The following is a 388-nucleotide window of genomic DNA, read 5'->3' as shown; positions in this document are numbered from 1 at the left end:
CGGTGTGCCACAAATTGAAGTTACTTTTGACATTGATGCGGACGGTATTCTGCACGTATCAGCCAAAGATAAAGACACAGGTAAAGAGCAGAAGATTACGATCAAAGCATCTTCTGGTCTGGATGAGTCTGAAGTCGATAAAATGGTTAAAGATGCCGAGGCTCACGCTGAGGAAGATAAGAAATTTGAAGAAATGGTTCAGGCACGTAACCAGGCCGATGGTTTGGTTCACGCAACCCGTAACCAGCTGAAAGAAGTTGGCGATGCCTTGTCTCAGGAAGACAAAGATGCGATTGAGAAAGCTTGTGAAGAACTTGAGCAAGCGTCTAAAGATGGTGATAAAGAAGCCATTGATGCAAAATCTCAAGCGCTGATGGAAGCGTCGCAG

Annotated in this window: 1 protein-coding gene; it reads left to right on the top strand. The window is 45.1% G+C overall.

Going from position 1 to position 388, the window contains the following annotated elements; genetic code table 11:
* Positions 1–388, top strand: a 388-nt coding sequence (locus B3180_RS06970; protein WP_286843729.1) for an Hsp70 family protein, incomplete at both ends; no start/stop codon positions are given.

It is taken from the genome of Idiomarina sp. UBA4206 (genome assembly GCF_002383015.1).
GTDB lineage: Bacteria > Pseudomonadota > Gammaproteobacteria > Enterobacterales > Alteromonadaceae > Idiomarina > Idiomarina abyssalis.
The sequence above is the reverse complement of the archived record's forward strand: the minus strand, read 5'-3'. Positions and strand labels throughout refer to the sequence as shown.